Raw genomic sequence first — 18,911 nt, 5'->3', positions numbered from 1 at the left:
GGGAAGCATCCGCTTCCCTTAGATTGTGTGCAAAAAGTTACGTTAGTCGTTAAGCATATTCAGTTTTAAAATATGCTGCATCGAATACTAGCGAACGTTTTCGTCAAGGTTATTCGAAACAAACCATGCAACTGCACTAATTATAAAATCTGACGCATTCGCTCTTGAGTCACTTCAACTAAGAGGTCTGGTTGGAATTTAGAAATAAAGCGATTACACCCTACTTTCTCAACCATGGCTTCATTGAAACTACCACTTAATGAAGTATTTAGCGTAATAAACAAATCATGCATTCGAGGATCAGTTCGAACTTCGTGAGTCAGTTTGTAGCCATCCATTTCTGGCATTTCAGCATCGGTGATCATCAATAATATTTCTTGATTGATGTCTTTGCCTTCATCACACCACTTCTTAAGTAAAGTCAGTGCTTCTAAGCCGTCACAACATTCGATAATGTTCAAACCAAGTTGCGACAAGGTGCCTTTGATCTGATTGCGCGCTGTTGAAGAGTCATCAACGATAAGCACATTACGGCCAACCATTTCATTCGCTAACTGCTGATCTAGAACACCGTCAGAAATCGACACATCGTAGTCGATGATCTCGGCTAACACCTTTTCAACATCGATGATCTCAACGATTTTGTGCTGCTCTTCTTCTTGGATGTGCGTGATAGCAGTTAAGTAGTTTGCTCGACCCGTAGTCTTTGGTGGCGGCTGGATTTCTGTCCATGTCGTATTCACGATATTGCGAACTTGTCCAACCAAGAAGCCCTGTACGGTTCGGTTGTATTCGGTAATGATCAAGTTATTTTCTTGAGTCTCATCACGTGATGGTGGGAAACCAATCGCGCTGCGTAAGTCAATAACAGGAACAGATTCACCACGTAAAGAAGCAACACCCGTAATATGATGATGAGAGCCTGGCAAGCGAGTGAGTACAGGCACTTTTAAGACTTCTTTAACTTTAAATACGTTAATCGCAAATAATTGGCGACTATTTAAGCTGAATAACAAGAGTTCCAGACGGTTTTCACCGACGAGTTTAGTTCTCTGATCAACCGAATTTAAAACGCCAGACATACAACACCTTAGTGACTAATAATAACTGTGGCTACAATAGCCTAATTCGATAGGTTAAAGCAAAGCGCAAATACACAGATGCTTAAACTAAGTACAACAAATGCTGTTATACATAGTTTAAGTGCATGGAAAGGATTCAAGGAAGGCTAAAAACGATAAAAAGGGGTTAGCCTTCAATCACTTTCATTAACAATTGGCCATCATATAAAGCTTGTTTAACAAGCGCCGCACCTGGCATGGTGGCTTGTTTATAGAATCGAGATTCCACCAGCTCTAAATCTTGATGGTAAACCGATAAACTTTGCTCTTCGATACACTTTTGAATCGCAGGGTACAACACGCTTTTAGCCTGATTGATAACACCACCGATCAAGACTTTCTCAGGGTTGAAAAGGTTAATCACAATAGCTATCGCGGCACCTAAGTAACGACCTAACTGTTCAATCACTTCAACAGCCAATGGATCGCCATCGGCAGCGGCAGCGCAAATCTGTTCAATAGTGACATCTTCAAACACAGTTAATGACGATGCTTCACCATTAGCCAGTCGCTCTTTCACTTGTTCACGGATCGCCTGAGAACTCGCGACCGTTTCTAAACAGCCATGATTACCACAATGACAAAGTTTGCCTTGTTTATCGATCTGAATATGACCCAGTTCACCGATGTTACCGTGGCGACCTTGCAATACTCGACCGTCAAGAATGATCCCGGCGCCTACACCGTGGTGAATCGAGATAAGAACGGAATTATCGTTGTCTTGAGAGTGGCCAAACAACTTCTCTGCTAATGCCCAGGCTCGGGTATCATTGGCAATAAAGACAGGTAGACCTGTTTCTTTGTAGATCTCAGGACCCAACGCTAAGTTTTTAACGTTGTAGTGTGGCATCTGCAACACAATCCCCTGCTCAGAATTCACAAGACCCGGTAGCGTAACCGCAATACTTGTTACCCTATCGAGTTGCTCCGCATAAGTTTGGAAAAATTCATCAATTTCATGCAGAAGACGCGCAAGCACATCGTCTTGGTCACGTTCATGAATATCAATCTTAGTATCGATAAGTACATCGCCGCCCAATTCATGGAGCGCGATCGTTAAGTATCCGCGACCAAGACGCATCGACAGAAACTGCCAACCTTCGTTATTGGTTTGCAGACCGACAGCAGGACGCCCACGAGTCGTGGCTTCTTGAACCGTCGTTTCGTGAATAAGGTGAGCTTCAATGAGTTCACGGGTAATTTTAGTAATACTCGCCGGAGCCAACTCACTTTGCTTGGACAGATCGATACGAGAAATAGGACCTCTAAGGTCAATTAGTTTATATACACGACCAGCATTGACCTGTTTGATATGATCAATATGGCCCGGTTGAGCCATGTACATTTTACGCTCCAGAAATCATCAACGCGGTAATTTTTTTACTTTGCGAAGTAATTGTGAAGTCACTTGGTATATCGCCGTGACCCGTATCACGTATATACATGAATCTTTGTGTATCTAGTCAAATAGTTCGAGAAAAATCCGTACCTACATCGATAAATTGAGACTTAATTTTCTTAATGAAACATCGTTATTGAGCCCTGAATTCAATAATTAGAGACAAATAAAGAAATATCCTCATAGCTCCCAATAAATATTCAATTAATGCATATACTTAATTCAGTCTTTTAAAAGATTACTTGGCCTCACTCTAGGAGTATTCATGACAGCCGAATTAAGAAAAACGAAAATCGTCACAACGCTAGGCCCTTCTACTGATAAAGGTAACGTGCTTGAAGAGATCATCAAAGCCGGTGCCAATGTCGTCCGTATGAACTTCTCTCACGGCACTAGCGACGACCATATACAACGTGCAGAAAACGTCAGAGCAATTGCCAAAAGACTTGGCACTCAAATCGCTATTCTCGGTGACTTACAAGGCCCCAAGATTCGAGTGTCAACATTCAAAGATGGCAAAATCCAACTTGCCGTTGGTGACCAATTTACTCTCGACAGTAGCCTAGGTTTAGGCGAAGGCAACCAACAAGCGGTCGGTCTTGATTATAAAGAATTACCTAACGACGTTTCAGCTAACGACATCTTGTTGCTCGACGATGGTCGTGTTCAGCTAAAAGTAACCAAAGTGGAAGGCTGCCGTGTTCATACAGAAGTCATCATTGGTGGTCCTCTCTCAAATAACAAAGGCATCAACAAGAAAGGCGGCGGCCTTTCCGCAGAAGCGCTGACAGAAAAAGACAAGCGCGACATCGTCACTGCAGCACAAATCAAAGTGGATTACCTCGCGGTGTCTTTCCCGCGCAACGGCGAAGACATGCACTACGCTCGACAGCTCGCACGAGAAGCTGGCTTAGAAGCTCACCTCGTAGCAAAGGTAGAACGAGCAGAGACGGTAGCCACTGTTGAGAACATGGATGACATCATAATGGCCTCAGACGTCGTCATGGTGGCTCGTGGTGACCTCGGAGTGGAAATTGGCGACCCTGAGTTAGTCGGAGTACAAAAACAGCTTATACGCCGTGCTAGAGCGCTTAACCGAACGGTGATCACCGCCACTCAAATGATGGAATCGATGATTTCAGCGCCAATGCCAACCCGAGCCGAAGTCATGGACGTTGCCAATGCGGTGCTTGATGGAACCGATGCGGTCATGCTTTCAGGTGAAACTGCTGCAGGTGATTATCCGGTCGAAACCGTAAAATCAATGGCTGAAGTGTGTATTGGTGCTGAAAAGATGGCGGGAATTAACAACCAATCCAATTACCGTATTGATCGCACTTTTGTTACCGCTGAAGAAACCGTTTCGATGGCGACTATCTACTCGGCAAACCATATGGAAGGCATTAAAGGCGTAGTCACTCTCACTGAGTCAGGCCGCACTGCATTGATGATGTCTCGCCTAAGTGCTGACATGCCTATCTATGCGCTGTCTCGTAACGAAGGAACACTTAATCGCTGCACCTTGTATCGAGGTGTGACACCTATCTACTTTGAGACAGAAGCCGAGGACAGCTTTGACATTGCCCTATCTACGCTCACCTGCCTAAAAGAGAAAGAGCATCTTAAGTTTGGCGATCTCGTGATCGTCACCCAAGGCGATATTATGGATGTGGCGGGGTCGACCAACTGTATGAGGATCTTGCCTGTCACTTAATGTTTGAACGTAAAGTGAAACGATTAGCATAATTTCAAAGACAAAAAAGGGTTATTGAACCAAGTTCAGTAACCCTTTTTCATTTCAGTATATTCTTCGTTAATAACATCAACAATTAACGTCGTGACTAATCAACCTCAAGCATTACTTCTCAGCAGCAATGGAACCCAACTGTGGCATGTATGAACTGCGGGCATTTTCCGTAGAGGTATAAGTCTCTACAAATCGGTAACCGGCTTCTAAACCCAATTCATAATCGTGCAGTAAATCTTCTTCATTACTCATTAATGAATTGGATTTCAGCGGTTTGCTTGGGGCTATTTGCACAACAAACGCATCGTCTGGTGGGGAGTTCAAAAAATTCTGGGTCAATGAGTAAGTCTGGTAATGTACCATCAGCATATCCGCTAAACCGGAATCAAACTTATCACCAATCAAATGACTCAAACGATAGATATCATCAGCGCCGAATAACCATCGACCACCATTGAGCAAATCTAAATGCGATCTGTCGCGCTTCTGTTCTTTTGAGCTGAGGATTTGTTGTTGAAAGAACGAGATCCAATCGGTTTTCCACTGTTCCACTTTTTGTTGCCAATGACCTTGAACACTGTCGAAAGATTCGCGGAACCATTCCAGTTCTTCGGCTGATATCGGTTTGGGTGTTTTTAATCGCGTACTGTTAGCTTGAACCTCAACCTCTTCCTCTAACGCTGGCTCAGTTCGGATCACAACAATGGAACGGGCTTGTCTACGCCACGCTTCTTGAACAGGGATACATGCTGATACACCACCATCCACATAAGCATTGTCGCCAATAAAGATTTCATCATTGTATAAGCGAGGGATCGCACAGGTTGCAATCATCACTTTGTACCAATCTTCACCCAAAACTGGGAAGTAGTGATCTCGTAAGTCTTTAGAATCCGTTACGGCTGCATAGAAATGGCGATCGCCTAGCGTTTGTCGTCCTAAATCCAAATCAAGCTTGTATGGGTAAGCCATGATTTGTTCTAAGGCCCATTCTAATCCAAGGTTCTTTCTGTGTCGTATATAAGAAAAGAGATTGAAGAATTCAGGTGCTGTAGTGAGGTCTAGAAGGAAAGAACGGCCGAGGCCTTTATTACGGCACAGATAAGCGCATAAGTTGAGAGCACCTGCTGAAGTACCAAAAAATTCGTCGAAGGGGTCAAAGTTAGAAAGAAGAAAGGCATCCAGCACTCCAGAAGTAAAAATACTTCTCTGTCCGCCACCTTGAGCGACCAGTGCTGTTTTTCCAGCAATAAACTTAGCGTAATAGTCTAAGTCTATTGCTGTATCAATATTGGTTATAATCCCACTATTCATGATTCCCTGAGTATAAAAACTCAGCCTCGCAATAGATGGTATTAACTACCAATTGCAATAAAGCCAAATGAGAGAATGATTGCGTAGATGACAACCGTGATTTGTAGGGCATTTTTCAGATTATGGTCCATAGACACCTCTGGCTTATTATTAATTTGTCGAGTCTCTATTTAAGTACTATCAGGTGTGTGAAGTATCTTCAAGAATCGTCGAAATTAGTCGCACAATATTGATGTAACCATCACAATTAGTAAGTGTATGGATAAGGATATACTCATGAATAACAAAGCAAATATGATGGCACTGATTACGCTGATCTCCGTTTCAAATGCGTATGCTTCCCCGGAGATCATCGTTACTCCGATGGTGGGTTATACCGGCGGTGGCAGTGTCGAAGACCAGGACGGTAAAACCTATGATATGAAAGGGTCTGAAAACTACACCTTTGCGATTGAAACACCACTCGAGCAAGGACGCATCGGCTTTTTCTATTCTAATCAAAGCTCTGAATTAGAAACGCTCAACCTAAGCTCCTCCATCCAATACCTGCACTTTCAAAGTAGCATTTACTACCCAGCTTCTCCGGTGTTGTCTGGTTACTTGGGATTAGGCCTTGGTGCTTCTTACGTCGATGTAGACTGGGCAAAAGATAAGTATGGGTTCTCAACCTCTATCTTTGGTGGCTTGGAATACAAATTTAGCGATCGCATAGCATTGAATACACAACTACGTTGGCTAGGTACCGTTGTCGATAACGACACCTCCGGTGTTTGTAACATCCCGAGCAACGGGCAAGAGTGCATCATCCGCTTTGATACCGACTGGATGAACCAATTTCAAGCCAATGTCGGACTGAGTTTTACTTTCTAGGTATCGATGACCATAAGCATCTCATACCAATAGATCCCCGAATGGTTGGACAGTTCAACTATAGAGTGTATGAATTTCAGTCATACGCTCTACTTTTAAATAAAGTCATATAACCCAACAAACCCTCAAAATTCAGACATATAAACCAATCATTAAACAACAAACCAATCCATACCTCTAAAATAACTATCATTTAACATTTTAAAGACCGTAACCCCACAGTTATTAAACATACCTAATCTATTGCTTTAACCATTCTAACTAGGTAGGCTCATTATCACGCATCAGCTGAATATTTCAGGTTATGCAAACACACATCAAACAATTAAGAATTATCCGCTGAGTTCTCCAATCGCTAACAACATAATAATCTAAACTTTTGCTTAATCACGGAAGATAAAGTAAACAGTCAAACCGTTTGCCTGTTTTAACTATCATCTCCTTACCAAGCACAGCGTGACGAGAAGCTTCATACCTCAGGGAAGTTGTAAAGGAGTTAAATATGAAGCGAGAACAGTGGGGATCCCGAGCAGGATTTATCCTTGCCGCAGTAGGATCTGCTATTGGTTTAGGAAACATTTGGCGTTTTCCATACATGGCTTATGAAAATGGCGGCGGCGCTTTTTTCATTCCATATCTATTTGCCATGCTTACGGCTGGTATCCCATTTATGATCCTAGAATTCAGTATGGGTCAAAAATATCGTGGTTCTGCACCTGCAACCTTAGCGCGCATCAACTCAAAATTTGAGTGGCTTGGCTGGTTCCAAGTGGGTGTAGCGGCTGTCATTGCGGTCTACTATGTTGCCGTTATCGGTTGGGCGATTTCATACTTCGGTATGTCATTCAATCAAAGCTGGGGAACAGACACTAACGCATTCTTCTTCAGTGAATATCTAGCTCTAGGTGATAATTCACCGACGAACCTAGGTAGCATCCAATGGGGCATCGCTGGCGCAATGTTACTCGCTTGGGCAATCACTTATGCCGCTATTGTGGGTGGTGTTAAAGCTGGTATCGAACGTGCTTCTAAAGTAATGATGCCAGTGTTGTTCATAATGGTAATTTTGCTTATCGGACGCATGGTTTTCCTACCGGGAGCTCTAGATGGTGTGAACTACATGTTCGAACCTGATTTCAGCAAGATCTGGGACGTAAAGGTATGGGCTGCTGCTTATGGGCAAATCTTCTTCACGCTAAGTATTGGTTTTTCAATCATGTTGGCTTACTCAAGCTACTTGCCTGAAAAATCAGATATCACGAACAACGCGTTCATGACGGTTCTTATCAACTGTGGTTTCTCAATTCTTGCGGGTATTATGATTTTCTCTGTTCTTGGCTACATGGCTCAAGAGCAAGGTAAACCATTAACTGAGGTCGTATCAGCAGGCGTTGGCCTTGCGTTTGTTACGCTACCTGCAGCGATCAATTTACTTCCAGCACCGTATATTCTGGGTCCACTATTCTTCTTTGCACTTGTTGTGGCTGGTTTAAGCTCTCATATCTCAATTATGGAAGCGGTAACATCAGCAGTTATGGACAAACTGAACTGGAGCCGTAAAAAAGCAGCAAGTATTGTTATTGGCGTTGGTGTTGTGGTGTCTATGGCATTTGCAACTAACGGCGGTCTACTTCTACTAGACCTAGTCGACCACTTCGCTAACAACGTCGGCATCATGGTAGGCGGATTCATTGAAATCCTTCTAATGGCATGGCTACTAAACAAAGTTAGCGATGTACGTGCGTACGTCAATGAGATTTCAGATTTCTCTATTGGCGCATGGTTTAACGTATGTTTACGCTTCGTCACTCCAGTTATGCTTGCAATCATTCTTGCAACGAAACTAAGCGCATTGTTTACAGACGGTTACGGTGGCTACGACCTGACGCTTGGTTGGGTAATGATCGCAGGATTATTAGCAATTGGCGTTATCATAAATATCACAAGTAAGAAGGAAGCATAGTCATGACAACTAGTGCAATTATTATGATGGTTCTTGGCCTTGGTATCACTTGGGGTGGTGCGGCAATTTGCATAAAGCGTGCAATGGACAAACAGAAATAACCTTATTTAAACCATTCAAAGATGCCAGCGACTAAGCTGGCATTTTTTTGTCTCATCACTTAGAACTTGTAAGTGATACCTAGCGCACCACCCACTTGTAACTCAACACCTTTATACATGTCGAGTTCAGGGTGAACTTGAGCGTAAGCATTCCAACCTTCGTGGAAATTCACTTTCACGCCTAACGGCAAGCGTAAGCCAAAGTCGTCATTCCATTCAGTCCAAGCACCAGCACCGACATACCAACTCAATGGAGCTTCAGTCTCAAACTGACCACGCTTCAAAATGTAGTCAAATGCAGCACCATCGTTGCCAATCGTGGCACGGTACTTCTGATCAAATTCCACAACGACACTCAGGTCTTGGTCAATGGCTAATCCAACTTCCAAAGCTGGAACTTCAGAAGCGTGAGCAAACGAGGCTCCGCTGCAGCACATAAGGCCGATCAAGTAACGATGTTTCATAATATTCTCAGACTGTAGTTAAAAAACGCAGTCTACGGGAATCTCAGCGAAAGGTGTCATCGCTAGGTAAAAGCGAACTGGCGTTCAAGGTTCGTAGTCTGTCTTCAATACATCGAATTGAGTAGAACGGGTTGGTAAGAAGAGATTAAGCGTGAGGACGTTTTGCATATTGCAGAAAGCAAAAAAGGAGGCCCGTAAGGCCTCCTTTCAATTTATTGAATCAGCGAATTAACCGTTGTTACGGATCCACTCATCCATGTCTGTCTTAAGGTTGTCAGACTTAGTACCGAAGATAGCTTGTACGCCACCAGCAACTACAACAACACCTGCAGCGCCTAGTTTCTTCAGTTTATCTTGGTCAACAACTGCTGTATCAGCAACGGCTACACGTAGACGAGTAATACAAGCGTCAAGACCAGTGATGTTCGCTTTGCCACCGAATGCAGCAACTAACTCACCAGCAAGCTCTGTACCAGTTGCAACGATTTCGTCTTCTGACTCGTCTTCGCGACCTGGAGTTTTAAGGTCTAGAGCTTTAATCACAGTGCGGAATACGATGTAGTAAATTGCAGCGTAAGCAACACCACAAACAACCATTAGGCCCATCTTAGACGCGTTGCCAGATAGAACTAGGAAGTCGATTAGACCGTGTGAGAAAGATGTACCGTGTACAAAACCTAGAGTGTTCGCAAGAACGTATGCAGAACCAGCTAGTAGAGCGTGGATTGCGTACAGCACAGGAGCAACGAATAGGAATGAGAATTCGATTGGTTCAGTGATACCCGTTAGGAATGAAGTTAACGCAGCAGAAGCCATGATACCCATTACTTTAGCGCGGTTTTCAGGTTTAGCTGAATGTGCAATCGCGATTGCAGCAGCAGGTAGACCGAACATCTTGAACATGTAACCACCAGCTAGCTGACCGAAGCCATTGCCCGCTGCACGAGATGCGTCATCAGCAACTAGGTAACAAGTAAGAACACCGTTTTGAGTTTCACCTGCAGCGTTTACACAAGTACCAGCTTCAAAGAAGAAAGGTACGTTCCAAACGTGGTGAAGACCAAATGGAATTAGAGAACGCTCAACGATACCGTAGATACCAAACGCCACTTGTGGGTTTTGGTGAGCAGCCCAATCAGAGAACGCAGAGATAGCGCCGCCAACTGGTGGCCATACTACAGATAGTAGGATTGCTAGACCAATCGCAGAGAAACCTGTGATGATTGGCACGGCACGCTTACCAGCGAAGAAGCCTAGGTACTCTGGTAGTTGAATACGGAAGAAACGGTTGAATGCCCAAGCAGCAACACCACCGACTAGGATACCACCTAGTACACCAGTATCGATTTTATCAACGCCCATTACACCAGCCATTACGCCAAGTGTAGCGGTCATGATGCCGTAACCAACGATAGCAGCTAGACCAGCTACACCGTCGTTATTAGTAAAGCCAAGTGCTACACCTACTGCGAACAGTAGTGCCATTTGACCGAATACTGAACCACCCGCTTGTTCCATTAAGTTTGAAACAATTTCTGGAATGAAAGGAAGGTCTGCTGCACCGACACCTAGCAAAATACCCGCAACTGGTAAAACTGATACTGGTAGCATCAGAGACTTACCAACTTTCTGCAGGTTAGCAAAAAGGTTCTTAAACATGTTTATGCTCCTGATAAAGATAAAATAATTATATGGGTTCTAACGGCACACCCCCGTAGCCTATATGTTAGCACCCAGTGAAAATGTAACCATGTATTGCATTATATTTTCTGCCGCTAAATATATATTGATGCGGAACTAACTTTCTAGTCACTTACGAAATTTAGTTTCAAAACACGTCTTGGATCACATGTCAAATCTAGAAATGCAATGCTTTACAAGCAATTAAATCATTGAAATATATCTATATTTTTTGGTAGGTGTATTATTTTACTGGGTAAATAAAATAGGAGCTAATGTTATTTTTAGTAACAAAATTACAAATGATGTAAATAGTGCTCTCAAGTTCAACATAATTAGTAAACATTAAAAAAAAACGTACTTTTGGTGATCAAAAACACAAAAAGGGAGCTTTCGCTCCCTTTTATTTGTTTAGTTAGTTTTTTATCGCAAAAAAAGTTTTCGGTAATTTTTGGTTGTTTGTTCAGCAACATCTTTCATTGACAGCCCTTTCAACTGCGCGATATAAGCCGCCACTTCGACCACATATGCAGGCTGATTCTGTTTACCTCGATATGGAATCGGAGCCAAGTATGGCGAATCCGTCTCGATCAGCAACCTATCTAGCGGTAGGTTTTTCACAACATCTTTAAGTTCTGTGGCTTGTTTAAAGGTCACAATACCTGAGATCGAGATATAAAAACCTAATTCCATTGCCGCTTCGGCGAACGCTTGATCTTCAGTAAAGCAATGAATCACACCACCGCACTTCTCTGCTCCACCATCGCGTAAAATAGCTAACGTATCTTCACGCGCGTTACGCGTGTGGATGATCAAAGGTTTATTAAGCTCAACAGCCAACTCAACGTGCTGCTTGAACCTAAGCTGTTGCAGTTCTGCCGTCTCTGGCTGGTAGTGATAATCTAGGCCAGTCTCACCAATCGCCACAACTTTAGGGTTACTCGCGTACTCACGCATTCTTTCTAAGTTGAAATCACTCTCTACATCGAGAGGATGAACGCCACACGAAGCCTTAACGTTATCAAACGGCGAGATCATCTCAAGCATGTTTTCAAACGAGTCTAATGTCACACCGACAGAAAGCAGTTGGTCTACGTTGGCTGCCTTCGCCTTGTTAACCACGTCTTCTACGTTGGTGTGTAAATCTTGGTAATCCAGTTTGTCTAAATGACAGTGGGAATCTACGAACATGTTTCCTCGCAAGTGGCTATCAGCCAATTCATTATGAGTAGCTCCGTATTGAGCCCAGGGTGTTGCTTTAACTGCTCAATCAATATCAACAGTTTATGAGATGCTGTATAAGCACTTTGATAAGACATCACTTCAACCAATGCTTTCGCGCTAGGAGTAATGGCTTGGTTCGCCAAACCAAAATGCAGCTTTTGCACGTCAGACAGTAAGTGCCATAGCCAGCCTAATTGAACCAAAGGATCTTTACCAAGCTCTGTGGAAAACTTCAGCATGTCAGGTTGAGTGCCTTTGATTACATTGACAAAGCCATCGAGCACTTTTGTTGAGGCTTCAACACCGCCTTGCTCAAACATCGCCTTTGCTTTTAAAGGCGCGTTGTCATTGAGCGCTAAAATGTACTGCGGTACCGCTTTACCGACTTCACCATCTAGCCACGCCGACCCGACCTCCAACTGTGGGCTAACCACATTGAACTGCTGACAACGGCTAATAATAGTCGGCATTAAGCGATTGCTGTTGCGAGTTGAAAGAATGAAGATGCACTTGCTTGATGGCTCTTCCAGAGTTTTCAATAGTGCATTGGAAGCCGATTCGTTCATTGCTTCAGCTGGGGTAAGCAAGATAACGCGCAAACCACCTAACTGAGAAGACTCTTGAGCCCAGCGGTTACTGGCACGCACTTGATCAACCGTGATCGACTTACCTTCTTTCTCTGGTGAGATCACATGAAAATCAGGATGACTGCCCGACTTCATCAGTTCGCAGCTGTGGCAAAACCCGCACGACTCGATTTCATAGTTCGTACACATCAATGCGTCGGTAAGTTGGCTAATCAACGCATCAACGCCGAGCCCTTCAGGTGCATTAACAATCACAGAGTTAGGAAAACGTTCTGCATCGAGACTTTTTTTCCACTCACTCCATACTGGTGTGAGCCAAGAATACACTTCAGCCATGACTACCTACTGTTTATTGAGCCAAGCACCAAGCGCGACTTTAATATCAGCAGCCACTTGCTCAATCTCTTGCTGTGCATTAACCACAAGAACCGTTTCGTCTTGTTCTGCAATCTCAAGGTAACGTTCACGCGTACGATCGAAGAATGAGATATCCATCTTTTCAATTCTATCAAGCTCACCACGGCCTCTAGCGCGTTCAAGCCCTACTCTAGGGTCAAGATCCAAGTATAGGGTTAGATCTGGCTTAAAACCGCCTAGCGTGGTTGCTTTCAGTGATTCCATAGTAGTGCGTGCAATCTGACGACCACCACCTTGGTATGCTTGAGAAGACATATCATGGCGATCACCCAATACCCATTTACCACTGTCGAGTGCGGGCTTGATGACGTTTTCTACTAATTGAACACGTGCCGCGTACATCAGCAGTAATTCCGTCATATCTTGAAGCTTCTCGCCTTCATGTTCTTCTTTAACCAATGAGCGCATCTTTTCAGCTAAGACAGTGCCACCCGGCTCCCGAGTATTGACGATATCTTTAACACCCGATGCTTTTAATGTCTCAACGATGGTATTGATTGCTGTACTTTTACCAGCACCTTCAAGGCCTTCGACTACGATAAATTTCGACTGATTCATAATTATTTCTTTATTTGTTTTTTCTTAATTGCTTTAAGTAAGCTCGTACTGCACGGTTATGCTCAGTCAAACTCTTTGAAAATACGTGACCGCCCGTTCCACTCGCAACAAAATACAGGTAGTTGCTCTTCTCTGGATTCAGCGCAGCATTGATCGACGCTTTACCCGCCATTGCAATAGGCGTCGGCGGTAGGCCACTCATTGTATAGGTGTTATATGGCGTTGGAGTGCGTAGGTCTTTCTTACGAATATTACCTTTGTAGCTATCGCCCATCCCGTAGATAACCGTTGGGTCAGTTTGCAAACGCATACGCTTGTTCAAGCGGTTAACGAACACAGAAGACACACGTTCACGCTCTGACGCTACTGCAGTCTCTTTCTCGATGATAGACGCAAGAATTAGCGCTTCGTACGGCGACTTAAGAGGCAACTTACCGGCTCTATTTTCCCACTCATCATTGACCACATTCATTAGATCGCGATGTGCGCGTTTCAACAAATCTAAATCCGTAGTGCCGTAGGTATAGTGGTATGTTTCCGCTAAGAACAGGCCTTCTAGCTTTTCATTTTCGATACCAAGCTTTTCGGCGATCTCTTTTTCAGAAACACCGTCTAACGTTTGCTGAATGAATTCGTTGTCTTTTAGCTGAACAAGCCACTCATCAAAACGACTGCCTTCTACGAAGGTAATCGTAAATTGGTGCTCTTTCCCTTCTACAAGCACTTGTAGCGCCTGCTCTAAGGTTAAACCCGGTTCAAGCAGGAATGTACCCGCTTTTACGTCTACAAGCTCAGGATGTAACTTACGGATTAATTTCTCGTAAGGAGAAGCCTCGAAAAGCCCCTCGTTAATCAACTGGGCTAGAACGCGGTTAAAGCTGCTACCTGAAGCAACGGTAACCACCTGCGGTTTTTCTAATTGAATAACTTGTTTCAGGTTATCTTGCGCTTGGTTGTAAACATAAAAACCAGCAGCTGCGGCTGCGATTAGGCACAAGATAATAAAAATGAATAACTTTTTGATCACGAGTTTAGTTGTCCTTGAAGGCTACGAGTAACGGTTCCAATCTTAAATTGGATATCACTAATACGGGTAACTGGGGCAACCCCTAAAATGGAGTTGGTTATGAAAATCTCATCAGCTTGCATGAGCTGGGATAGGCTGTAATCACCAATTGTAACGGAAAGTTCACTCTGATTCAGCGCCGTTAACACATGCTTACGCATAACCCCAGCCACGCCGCTTTGCGTGAGTTGAGGTGTATATATCATCTGATCTTTGCGCCAAAACAGATTGGCCATGGTGGTTTCTATCACATTGCCCGAGATATCAAGCACCACACCATCCACTTCATCAGCCTGATCCATTTCATCTTTCATCAAGATCTGCTCAAGACGATTATTGTGCTTATGGCCAGCGAGCAGTGGGCTCAAACCTAGTGCTTGACGGCAGATACCTAGCTCGACACCGGAGTCTTGCCATGCTGAATAATGATTGGGGAAATCAAAGGTACTGATGGTTACTATTGGCTTGACGATATTCTTGGTACTGTAGCCACGACCGCCAGCCCCACGGCTAACGTGTAGCTTGATCCCTGCTTTTGTATTATGGGGCATGTTTTTACCTTGAAGATTCGATGAACCATCAAGATTCTTTGTCCTATGAAGATCGTTATCTTGGATATGTTGAAGTGCATTATCGATCCAAAGGCGAACCACATCCCAATCAAGAGCAGAAATGCGTAGTGCTTTAAGGCATTCGTCTACACGGTGCTGATGAGCGTAAAAATGTTGTATTTCACCATAACTCACGAGCATTGTCGTGAAACAGCCGTCGCCGTACTGAAACGAGCGATCCAATATATCGATAGTTTGCTGGCTTTCTCCATCAACCCAAAACATGTTTTTTCCCCATAAAAAGAAACGGCTCAATGCTAAAGCATCAAGCCGTTTAAAAACAAGTCTAATTATGACTATCTACGAGTGTTTACGTCTTTAATAAAAAGATTAAATCTTTTTGAAGATCAAACAGCCGTTTGTACCACCGAAACCGAACGAGTTACATGCAGCATATTCCATACCGCTAACTTTACGCGCAGTATGAGGTACTAAATCAATATCTAAGCCTTCTTCAGGATCATCTAAATTGATTGTTGGTGGAACAATTTGGTCAATTAGAGACATCGCTGTGATGATAGCTTCAGCAGAACCTGCAGCACCTAGAAGGTGACCTGTCATTGATTTCGTAGAAGAAACCAATACTTGCTTGCTGCCTGCTTCGCCAAGAGCACGCTTGATGCCCTTCACCTCCGCTACGTCACCTGCAGGAGTCGAAGTACCGTGTGCGTTAACATAACCGATTTGTTCACCAGTAATGCCAGCATCACGCATAGCCGCTTCCATTGCTAGTGCACCACCAGAACCATCTTCACTTGGAGATGTCATGTGGTAAGCGTCACCCGACATACCGAAGCCAACTAGCTCACAGTAAATCTTAGCGCCACGAGCTTTAGCATGTTCATACTCTTCAAGAACCATCATGCCTGCACCGTCACCAAGAACGAAGCCGTCACGGCCTTTGTCCCATGGACGAGAAGCTTTTTGAGGCTCATCGTTACGAGTAGACAGTGCTTTAGCCGCACCAAAACCGCCCATACCTAGTGGTGTCGATGCTTTTTCAGCACCACCCGCTAGCATTGCGTCAGCATCGCCGTATGCAATCATACGAGCCGCGTGACCAATGTTATGTAGGCCAGTCGTACATGCCGTAGAAATCGCGATGTTTGGACCGCGTAGGCCACGCATGATAGACATGTGACCCGCAATCATATTCACGATCGTCGACGGTACGAAGAACGGGCTGATTTTACGAGGGCCTTTTTCAGTTAGAGCCTTGTGACCGGCTTCGATCAAACCAAGACCACCAATACCAGAACCGATAGCAACGCCTACACGAGGGGCGTTTTCTTCAGTAATAGTTAGGGCTGAATCATCTAAAGCTTGAATACCTGCTGCGACGCCGTACTGGATGAACAAGTCCATCTTACGAGCATCTTTTTTAGTCATATACTCTTCGCAGTTAAAGTCTTTAACTAGACCTGCAAAACGAGTTGAGAAATTGGTTGCATCAAAATGATCGATATTAACGATACCACTTTGACCAGCTAGCAGGGCTTTCCAAGAAGATTCTACAGTGTTGCCTACCGGCGACAACATACCCATGCCAGTGACAACTACACGACGCTTGGACACGATATTACACTCCGGGGATTGAGGTGATTTAAGATGAGGATAGATGAGTTAGATAAAACACAGGCGGTCAAGGTGACCGCCTGGGAGAGATTATTACTGAGCGCTAGTTACGTAATCGATAGCAGCTTGAACAGTAGTAATTTTCTCAGCTTCGTCATCTGGGATTTCAGTGTCGAATTCTTCTTCTAGAGCCATTACTAGCTCAACTGTGTCTAGAGAATCTGCACCTAGGTCATCAACGAAAGAAGCTTCGTTTTTAACTTCAGCTTCGTCTACACCTAGCTGTTCAACAATGATTTTCTTTACGCGTTCTTCGAGGTTGCTCATTTTTTCTTTTCCTTTACAGAGTTCGCTTTATGCGATGTTTTCCGTAGTTTATTCAATCTATTGAAAGTTGCAAGGTCAACTTTTCTGGTCAAACCACAATTTTCACGATTTTAACCGAAATTACGTATGATCTTGACTTAAATCATGCACAAATGTTGCACATAATTTACACCATGTACATACCGCCATTGACGTGAAGTGTTTCACCTGTGATATAAGCTGCCGCAGGTGACGCCAAAAATACCACAGCTTCAGCGATTTCGCGAGGGTCACCTAGTCGACCTGCTGGTACATTCGCCAAAGTTACTGCACGTTGATCATCATTTAGCGCTTTAGTCATGTCAGTTTCAATGAAACCAGGTGCTACAGTGTTCACTGTAATACCACGAGACGCAACTTCACGAGCCATTGATTTAGTAAAACCAATTACGCCCGCTTTTGCAGCTGCGTAGTTAGCTTGACCAGCGTTACCCATAGTACCAACTACAGAACCAACGTTTACGATACGTCCTTGACGCTTCTTCATCATGCCACGCAAAACAGCTTTAGACATGCGGAAGATAGGCGTTAGGTTAGTATCGATGATGTCATTCCACTCATCGTCTTTCATACGCATAAGTAGGTTATCACGAGTGATACCTGCGTTGTTAACTAGAATGTCAATCGCGCCGAATTCATCATTGATGGTTTTCAGTGTAGCAGCAATTGAGTCAACATCCGTTACATTAAGAGCAAGACCTTTACCGTTCTCACCTAGGTACTCGCTGATTGCAGCAGCGCCGCCTTCAGACGTAGCAGTACCGATAACTTTAGCACCACGCTCAACTAAAAGTTCAGCGATTGCACGACCGATACCACGGCTTGCGCCTGTAACTAGTGCAACTTTGCCTTCTAAATTCATCATAACTTCTCTATTAGGTGTTTATTTACTTAGCAGCTTCTAGTGATGCAGTGTCATTAACTGCAGCAGCTGTCATAGTTTTTACGATTCGTTTTGTTAGACCGGTAAGAACTTTACCTGGGCCTAATTCTAGTAGCTTCTCTACGCCTTGCTCATTCATCGCTTGTACACCTTCAGTCCAACGAACTGGGCTGTACAGTTGGCGAACAAGTGCGCTTTTGATTTTTGCAGGGTCTGTTTCAGCAATAACATCAACGTTATTGATAACAGGCAGTGCCGGCGTGTTGAACTCTAGAGCTTCTAGAGCAACGGCTAGCTTGTCTGCTGCAGGCTTCATAAGGGCACAGTGAGAAGGCACAGATACTGGTAAAGGTAGAGCACGTTTAGCGCCCGCTTCTTTACATAGTGCACCAGCGCGCTCTACTGCTGCTTTATTACCCGCGATAACAACTTGGCCAGGTGAGTTGAAGTTAACTGGAGACACAACTTCGTCTTGTGCCGCTTCTTCACACGCTTTAGCAATCGCTTCATCATCGAGACCGATGATTGCGTACATTGCACCAACGCCCGCAGGAACCGCTTCTTGCATCAGTTGACCACGTAGCTCAACCAGCTTGATCGCTTCTTTAAAGTCGATAACACCCGCACACACGAGTGCTGAGTATTCGCCTAGGCTGTGGCCTGCAAGGTTTGCAGGTTGCTCTAGACTAAGCTCTTGCCATACACGCCAGATTGCAACAGACGCTGTTAGTAGAGCTGGTTGAGTACGGAAAGTTTCATTTAGATTTTCTACTGGACCATCTTGAACCAATGCCCATAGATCGTAACCAAGTGCTTCTGAAGCTTCAGCAAATGTCTTTTTAACAACATCATACTGTTCGCCTAGGTCAGCAAGCATACCGATAGCTTGAGAGCCTTGGCCTGGGAATACGATAGCAAATTTGCTCATTGTAATTTTCCTTTAAGCAAAGCAAAAAATTGAATAA

The 18,911-nt window shown here is 44.0% G+C and carries 19 protein-coding genes; 4 read left to right on the top strand and 15 right to left on the bottom strand.

What is annotated here, in order from left to right:
- Positions 1–140: 140 nt before the first annotated feature.
- Both K08M4_RS05200 and mlc read right to left on the bottom strand, forming a co-directional pair.
- Positions 141–1,082 carry a chemotaxis protein CheV gene (locus tag K08M4_RS05200; protein ID WP_009848992.1) on the bottom strand — a complete coding sequence of 314 codons (942 nt, stop codon included), beginning with the start codon at positions 1,080–1,082 and terminating at the stop codon, positions 141–143.
- Positions 1,083–1,248: 166 nt separating this feature from the next.
- Positions 1,249–2,466, bottom strand: a complete 1,218-nt coding sequence (gene mlc, locus K08M4_RS05195; RefSeq protein WP_086049085.1) for a sugar metabolism global transcriptional regulator Mlc — start codon at positions 2,464–2,466, stop codon at positions 1,249–1,251.
- A 319-nt stretch (positions 2,467–2,785) separates the two neighbouring features.
- On the opposite strand from mlc, the gene pyk reads away from it, so the two are divergent.
- A complete protein-coding gene (pyk, locus tag K08M4_RS05190; RefSeq protein ID WP_086049084.1) occupies positions 2,786–4,234 on the top strand; it encodes a pyruvate kinase in 1,449 nt (482 codons plus the stop codon).
- 144 nt (positions 4,235–4,378) lie between these two features.
- Here pyk and K08M4_RS05185 read toward each other — a convergent pair whose 3' ends face one another.
- Complete coding sequence (locus tag K08M4_RS05185; protein WP_086049083.1) at positions 4,379–5,581, bottom strand: patatin-like phospholipase family protein; 1,203 nt, start codon at positions 5,579–5,581, stop codon at positions 4,379–4,381.
- 41 nt (positions 5,582–5,622) lie between these two features.
- A complete protein-coding gene (gene cydH / locus K08M4_RS21940; protein WP_102248935.1) occupies positions 5,623–5,712 on the bottom strand; it encodes a cytochrome bd-I oxidase subunit CydH in 90 nt (29 codons plus the stop codon).
- A 145-nt stretch (positions 5,713–5,857) separates the two neighbouring features.
- On the opposite strand from cydH, the gene K08M4_RS05180 reads away from it, so the two are divergent.
- From K08M4_RS05180 to K08M4_RS05170, 3 genes are all read left to right on the top strand, one after another.
- Positions 5,858–6,451, top strand: coding sequence for an outer membrane beta-barrel protein (locus K08M4_RS05180; RefSeq protein ID WP_086049082.1), 594 nt, complete (start codon positions 5,858–5,860; stop codon positions 6,449–6,451).
- A gap of 502 nt (positions 6,452–6,953) precedes the next feature.
- Entirely contained in the window at positions 6,954–8,414 is a 1,461-nt protein-coding gene (locus K08M4_RS05175) for a sodium-dependent transporter (protein WP_086049081.1), read from the top strand.
- Between the two features lie 2 nt (positions 8,415–8,416).
- On the top strand, positions 8,417–8,515 hold the full coding sequence (locus tag K08M4_RS05170) for a methionine/alanine import family NSS transporter small subunit (RefSeq protein WP_009848986.1): 99 nt from the start codon (positions 8,417–8,419) through the stop codon (positions 8,513–8,515).
- Between the two features lie 59 nt (positions 8,516–8,574).
- On the opposite strand, the gene K08M4_RS05165 is transcribed toward K08M4_RS05170, so the two are convergent.
- From K08M4_RS05165 to fabD, 11 genes are all read right to left on the bottom strand, one after another.
- On the bottom strand, positions 8,575–8,979 hold the full coding sequence (locus tag K08M4_RS05165; protein ID WP_086049080.1) for a hypothetical protein: 405 nt from the start codon (positions 8,977–8,979) through the stop codon (positions 8,575–8,577).
- Positions 8,980–9,207: 228 nt separating this feature from the next.
- The gene (gene ptsG / locus K08M4_RS05160) at positions 9,208–10,638 is read right to left on the bottom strand and encodes a PTS glucose transporter subunit IIBC (protein ID WP_086049079.1); all 1,431 of its coding nucleotides are present in this window, start codon (positions 10,636–10,638) and stop codon (positions 9,208–9,210) included.
- Between the two features lie 444 nt (positions 10,639–11,082).
- Complete coding sequence (locus K08M4_RS05155) at positions 11,083–11,850, bottom strand: TatD family hydrolase (protein WP_086049078.1); 768 nt, start codon at positions 11,848–11,850, stop codon at positions 11,083–11,085.
- Positions 11,841–12,806, bottom strand: coding sequence for a DNA polymerase III subunit delta' (locus tag K08M4_RS05150; protein WP_086049077.1), 966 nt, complete (start codon positions 12,804–12,806; stop codon positions 11,841–11,843). The genes K08M4_RS05155 and K08M4_RS05150 overlap by 10 nt, the downstream gene beginning before the upstream one ends.
- 6 nt (positions 12,807–12,812) lie before the next feature.
- Positions 12,813–13,445: a dTMP kinase gene (tmk, locus tag K08M4_RS05145; protein ID WP_086049076.1), complete on the bottom strand. Its 633-nt coding sequence runs from the start codon at positions 13,443–13,445 to the stop codon at positions 12,813–12,815.
- Positions 13,446–13,455: 10 nt separating this feature from the next.
- Positions 13,456–14,472: an endolytic transglycosylase MltG gene (gene mltG / locus K08M4_RS05140; RefSeq protein ID WP_086049075.1), complete on the bottom strand. Its 1,017-nt coding sequence runs from the start codon at positions 14,470–14,472 to the stop codon at positions 13,456–13,458.
- On the bottom strand, positions 14,469–15,347 hold the full coding sequence (pabC, locus tag K08M4_RS05135; protein WP_086049074.1) for an aminodeoxychorismate lyase: 879 nt from the start codon (positions 15,345–15,347) through the stop codon (positions 14,469–14,471). The genes mltG and pabC overlap by 4 nt, the downstream gene beginning before the upstream one ends.
- 105 nt (positions 15,348–15,452) lie before the next feature.
- Positions 15,453–16,697 (bottom strand): beta-ketoacyl-ACP synthase II, encoded by a 1,245-nt coding sequence (fabF, locus tag K08M4_RS05130; RefSeq protein WP_004736554.1) that lies wholly within the window; start codon positions 16,695–16,697, stop codon positions 15,453–15,455.
- A 93-nt stretch (positions 16,698–16,790) separates the two neighbouring features.
- Positions 16,791–17,024, bottom strand: a complete 234-nt coding sequence (acpP, locus tag K08M4_RS05125) for an acyl carrier protein (protein WP_012603569.1) — start codon at positions 17,022–17,024, stop codon at positions 16,791–16,793.
- Between the two features lie 166 nt (positions 17,025–17,190).
- Positions 17,191–17,925 (bottom strand): 3-oxoacyl-ACP reductase FabG, encoded by a 735-nt coding sequence (gene fabG, locus K08M4_RS05120; protein WP_029222897.1) that lies wholly within the window; start codon positions 17,923–17,925, stop codon positions 17,191–17,193.
- A 25-nt stretch (positions 17,926–17,950) separates the two neighbouring features.
- Entirely contained in the window at positions 17,951–18,874 is a 924-nt protein-coding gene (gene fabD / locus K08M4_RS05115; protein WP_086049073.1) for an ACP S-malonyltransferase, read from the bottom strand.
- Positions 18,875–18,911: the final 37 nt, after the last annotated feature.

Source organism: Vibrio syngnathi, from assembly GCF_002119525.1.
In the GTDB taxonomy this organism is placed as follows: domain Bacteria; phylum Pseudomonadota; class Gammaproteobacteria; order Enterobacterales; family Vibrionaceae; genus Vibrio; species Vibrio syngnathi.
The sequence above is the reverse complement of the archived record's forward strand: the minus strand, read 5'-3'. Positions and strand labels throughout refer to the sequence as shown.

What these genes read in the sequence shown, in the direction of transcription:
- K08M4_RS05180 (WP_086049082.1), top strand. Translation starts at nt 5,858, where the DNA reads ATGAATAACAAAGCAAATATGATGGCACTGATTACGCTGATCTCCGTT.
- fabG (WP_029222897.1), bottom strand. Translation starts at nt 17,925, where the DNA reads ATGAATTTAGAAGGCAAAGTTGCACTAGTTACAGGCGCAAGCCGTGGT.
- cydH (WP_102248935.1), bottom strand. Translation starts at nt 5,712, where the DNA reads ATGGACCATAATCTGAAAAATGCCCTACAAATCACGGTTGTCATCTAC.
- ptsG (WP_086049079.1), bottom strand. Translation starts at nt 10,638, where the DNA reads ATGTTTAAGAACCTTTTTGCTAACCTGCAGAAAGTTGGTAAGTCTCTG.
- acpP (WP_012603569.1), bottom strand. Translation starts at nt 17,024, where the DNA reads ATGAGCAACCTCGAAGAACGCGTAAAGAAAATCATTGTTGAACAGCTA.
- K08M4_RS05155 (WP_086049078.1), bottom strand. Translation starts at nt 11,850, where the DNA reads ATGTTCGTAGATTCCCACTGTCATTTAGACAAACTGGATTACCAAGAT.
- K08M4_RS05150 (WP_086049077.1), bottom strand. Translation starts at nt 12,806, where the DNA reads ATGGCTGAAGTGTATTCTTGGCTCACACCAGTATGGAGTGAGTGGAAA.
- K08M4_RS05170 (WP_009848986.1), top strand. Translation starts at nt 8,417, where the DNA reads ATGACAACTAGTGCAATTATTATGATGGTTCTTGGCCTTGGTATCACT.
- K08M4_RS05165 (WP_086049080.1), bottom strand. Translation starts at nt 8,979, where the DNA reads ATGAAACATCGTTACTTGATCGGCCTTATGTGCTGCAGCGGAGCCTCG.
- K08M4_RS05175 (WP_086049081.1), top strand. Translation starts at nt 6,954, where the DNA reads ATGAAGCGAGAACAGTGGGGATCCCGAGCAGGATTTATCCTTGCCGCA.
- fabD (WP_086049073.1), bottom strand. Translation starts at nt 18,874, where the DNA reads ATGAGCAAATTTGCTATCGTATTCCCAGGCCAAGGCTCTCAAGCTATC.
- tmk (WP_086049076.1), bottom strand. Translation starts at nt 13,445, where the DNA reads ATGAATCAGTCGAAATTTATCGTAGTCGAAGGCCTTGAAGGTGCTGGT.
- pyk (WP_086049084.1), top strand. Translation starts at nt 2,786, where the DNA reads ATGACAGCCGAATTAAGAAAAACGAAAATCGTCACAACGCTAGGCCCT.
- K08M4_RS05200 (WP_009848992.1), bottom strand. Translation starts at nt 1,082, where the DNA reads ATGTCTGGCGTTTTAAATTCGGTTGATCAGAGAACTAAACTCGTCGGT.
- mlc (WP_086049085.1), bottom strand. Translation starts at nt 2,466, where the DNA reads ATGTACATGGCTCAACCGGGCCATATTGATCATATCAAACAGGTCAAT.
- pabC (WP_086049074.1), bottom strand. Translation starts at nt 15,347, where the DNA reads ATGTTTTGGGTTGATGGAGAAAGCCAGCAAACTATCGATATATTGGAT.
- K08M4_RS05185 (WP_086049083.1), bottom strand. Translation starts at nt 5,581, where the DNA reads ATGAATAGTGGGATTATAACCAATATTGATACAGCAATAGACTTAGAC.